General features: G+C 75.2%; 3 protein-coding genes. 1 reads left to right on the top strand and 2 read right to left on the bottom strand.

Going from position 1 to position 3,336, the window contains the following annotated elements; genetic code table 11:
* Nucleotides 1-13 precede the first annotated feature (13 nt).
* The gene (locus tag HW445_RS23525) at nucleotides 14-793 is read left to right on the top strand and encodes a hypothetical protein (RefSeq protein ID WP_180222949.1); all 780 of its coding nucleotides are present in this window, start codon (nucleotides 14-16) and stop codon (nucleotides 791-793) included.
* A gap of 27 nt (nucleotides 794-820) precedes the next feature.
* Here HW445_RS23525 and HW445_RS23520 read toward each other — a convergent pair whose 3' ends face one another.
* Nucleotides 821-1,153, bottom strand: coding sequence for a DUF6401 family natural product biosynthesis protein (locus tag HW445_RS23520; protein ID WP_180222948.1), 333 nt, complete (start codon nucleotides 1,151-1,153; stop codon nucleotides 821-823).
* A 118-nt stretch (nucleotides 1,154-1,271) separates the two neighbouring features.
* Nucleotides 1,272-2,930, bottom strand: coding sequence for an alpha-amylase family glycosyl hydrolase (locus tag HW445_RS23515; RefSeq protein WP_218957322.1), 1,659 nt, complete (start codon nucleotides 2,928-2,930; stop codon nucleotides 1,272-1,274).
* Between the last annotated feature and the right edge of the window lie 406 nt (nucleotides 2,931-3,336).

Below are 3,336 nucleotides of genomic sequence, written 5' to 3'. Positions count from 1 at the left end.
AGGGAATCCGCTCATGGCCGCTCGACAGCTCGCCGTCGACCTCACCGCGGGCCTCGAGGACGCCTGGTCGAGGATCGCCACGTTCGTGCCCCGTCTCGCCGCCTTCCTGGTGGTGCTGGTCCTCGGCTGGCTGGTGGCCCGGACGGTCGCCAGGATCGCGGACCGGGTGATGCGGAGGATGGGTTCCGAGCGGCTCGCCGAACGCGCGGGGACGGACCGGATGCTGGGGGACTCGTCGCACGACACGACGGGGATCGTCAGCAGGATCGTCTTCTACGCGCTGATGCTGGTCGCGCTCCAGCTCGCGCTCGGCGTGTTCGGGGCGAACCAGGTGAGCACGATGATCAACGGCCTGGTGGCCTGGCTGCCCCGGGGCATCGTCGCGGTGCTGCTGGTCGTGGTGGCCCTGGCCGTCGCCAACGGGGTGCGGAGCGTGACCGGTTCGGCGCTCGGCCGGGCCCCCTACGGCAAGGCGGTGGCGACCGGGCTGTGGGCGGTCGTCGTGGTGCTCGGAGTGATCGCGGCGCTCGGACAGGCCGGGATCGCCACGGGCGTCGTCCATCCGCTGCTGTACGCGGTGCTGGCCACGGTGGCCGGCATCGCCGTGGTGGGCGTCGGCGGCGGGCTGATCGGGCCGATGCGGTCACGGTGGGAGCGGTGGCTGACGCGTGCGGAACAGGAGGCCGCCTCGGCGCGGGGCGGGGTCGCCGCGTACAGGGCCGGCCGGGAGGACGCGTTCACCGGCCGACGGCCGCGACCGCGGCCGCACGACGACGCCCCCGGTGACCGGTGACCGGTGACCGGTGACCCCGCCCCGCGTTCAGCGCTCGCGCGGGTGGTCGGCCGCCGGTTCGAGGAGGTCGTGACGGTGCACGAGCCAGGTGATGGCGGTGAGGCGGCAGACGGCGAAGTCGTGGCCCGCCGGCTCACGCCAGTCGAGTTCCGCCAGGCCGTCGAGGAAGCCCAGGGCGTAATCCGTGAGGTCGTCGCGGTCCGGGGCGGCGGGGGTCAGGGTGCCGCCCGGCCCGGCCGGGGAGAGCCGGTCGCGCAGTTCCGCCACATGCTGGTCCACGGCCGCCGTGAAGCCCGGCTCGAACGCGAACTCGGCGAAGCGCGGCGTGTAGGCGTGGACGATCCGGGCCAGCGGGGACATGCCCTCCACGGTAGGTGGGGAGCGGCCCCGTCAGGCCCCGGTCCGCCATGCAGTGCGTCACACGGGCACGCGGCGCGTCACGCGGGAGGCCGTCCCCGACCGCCCCGGACCGCTTCCGTCACGCCTTGAGCCACACCGTCGTGTCCGGCGGCAGCACGGTGCCGCCGCCGTCCAGCGGCCCACTGGCCAGCAGGGTGCGCCCCGTCGGGAGGGGGACCGGCGCGGAACCGGTGTTGGCGACGACCTGCCAGCCGCCCGGCCGGGAGAAGTGGAGGACGCCGGGCGCGGCGCCGTCGAGCCAGGTCAGGGACTCGTCCGCGCTCAGCAGCCCGCGGCGGACGCGGAGCGCGGCCCGGTAGAGCTCCCGGGCGGAGCCGTCCACCCCGTCCTGCGCCTCCACCGACAGCTCGGAGAACCACTCCGGCTGCGGCAGCCACGGCGTGCCGCCGTCGGCGTCGAAGCCGAAGCCGAAGTCCGTCCCGCCGCGCGTCCACGGCAGCGGTACCCGGCAGCCGTCCCGGCCCTTGCGGGCGTGCCCGGTCTGCTCCCAGATCGGGTCCCGCAGCGCGTCGGCCGGGAGGTCGGCGACCTCCGGCAGGCCCAGCTCCTCGCCCTGGTACAGGTAGGCGCAGCCCGGCAGCGCCAGCATCAGCAGCGTGGACGCCCGTGCCCGCCGCAGCCCGAGCGCCGTGTCGACCGCCGGCTCGCGCCCGCCGGAGAGCAGCCAGGCGTCCGGGTCGGTGCCGGGCGGCAGGGCGAGACGGGTGGCGTGGCGGATCACGTCGTGGTTGGAGAGGACCCACGTCGCCGAGGCCCCCGCCGCGCGGGCCTGGTCGAGCGCGGACGTGATCACCTCACGCAGCGCCTCGGCGTCCCAGGGCGTGCGCAGGTACTCGAAGTTGAACGCCTGCCCCAGTTCGTCCGGCCGCGCGTACAGCACCCGCCGTTCCCCCGGCACCCACGCCTCGGCGACCGCCATCCGCGGCGGGGAGTAGGAGTCGAGGATCTTGCGCCAGTCCCGGTAGATCTCGTGCACCTCGTCCCGGTCGTAGAGCGGGTGCTCGCCCGGCGCCATGCCCTCCAACGCCTCGTCGCCGCCGGCCGCCAGGTCGCCGAGGTCGCGCAACGGCTCGGTGAGGTCCTTGGTGAGGGCGTGCGCCACGTCGACCCGGAAGCCGTCGACGCCGCGGTCCGCCCAGAAGCGCAGGGTGGTGCGGAAGTCGGCGCGCACCTCCTCGTTGTCCCAGTTCAGGTCGGGCTGCTCGGGGGCGAACAGGTGCAGGTACCACTGGCCGTCCGGCACCCGTTGCCAGGCACTGCCGCCGAACACCGAGTGCCAGTCGGACGGCGGGAGTTCGCCCTTGCGGCCGCGGCCGTCGCGGAAGACGTACCGGTCCCGGGCCGGTGAGCCCGGACCGGCCCGCAGCGCCTCCTGGAACCAGGCGTGCCGGTGCGAGCTGTGGTTCGGCACGAGGTCGACGAGCACCTTGAGGCCCAGCCGGTGGGCCTCGGCCACCATCACGTCGAAGTCGTCGAGCGTGCCGAGGCGCGGGTCGACGTCACGGTAATCGGCCACGTCGTAGCCGCCGTCGGCCAGTTCGGACGGGTAGAAGGGGCTCAGCCACACCGCGTCCACGCCGAGCGTGGCCAGGTGGGCCAGCCGGCGGGTGAGGCCCCGGAGGTCTCCCAGGCCGTCGCCGTCCGCGTCGGCGAAGCTGCGCGGGTAGACCTGGTAGATCACGGCCTGGCGCCACCAGTTGGGGTCCCGGGACGACAGGTCGGGGGTGACCGCGGTCGCCGGCGGGGCCGGCGCGTCGGTGCTGCCGACGGTCGCGGGCCCGGGGGCCGCGGGATCGGCGGGTGGGGTGTGCGGGGGTGTGGGACGAACGGTCACGAGGACTCCTGGGCGGCTCGGCTCGGGTACCTCCCTCCACTTTTCACAACGTGGGGACGACCGCGTTCATGCCGCGCGGGCGGCCCCGGAAATCCGGCCCACGCCTCAGCCGTGCAGCGGCGGCGGGGCAGGTCGGCCCCACCGTCCGCCCTCCCGCCGGCCCCGCCGTGGGGCTGTGACGGGGCCGGGGCGGGGCCGTGTCGGGCCTCGGTCCCCGGCCGGGTCGCCGGGTTCGCCTGGTTCGTCCCCTTCGCGGCCGGTCGGTGCCGTCAACTCCCCAGGAGACTCT

This window comes from Streptomyces sp. UH6, assembly GCF_013421635.1.
GTDB classification, from domain to species: domain Bacteria; phylum Actinomycetota; class Actinomycetes; order Streptomycetales; family Streptomycetaceae; genus Streptomyces; species Streptomyces abyssomicinicus.
The sequence above is the reverse complement of the archived record's forward strand: the minus strand, read 5'-3'. Positions and strand labels throughout refer to the sequence as shown.